Source organism: Telluria sp. AZSoR62, assembly GCF_058111565.1.
On the sequence record NZ_JBYTST010000641.1, the window covers coordinates 1 to 233 of the forward strand.

At 61.4% G+C, this 233-nt stretch carries 1 protein-coding gene; it reads right to left on the reverse strand.

Going from position 1 to position 233, the window contains the following annotated elements; all coding sequences use genetic code 11:
* The coding region (locus AC3XQU_RS25010) for a proline dehydrogenase family protein (protein WP_489876779.1) at positions 1 to 233 on the reverse strand (233 nt) is incomplete at both ends.

Consider the following 233-nt stretch of genomic DNA (forward strand, 5'->3'; position numbering starts at 1 on the left):
GGCCTTCAACCTGGGCACGCTTGATTTCGCTGTCCCAATACGCGCCTTTTACCAGGCGGATCATCAGGCGATGGCGGCTGCGGCGCGCCAGGTCGATGACGTAGTCGATCACATACGGGCAACGCTTCTGGTAAGCCTGGATCACGAAACCGATGCCGTTCCAGCCGGTCAGTTGCGGCTCGAAGCACAGGCGTTCCAGCAGGTCCAGCGACAGCTCAAGGCGGTCGGCTTCT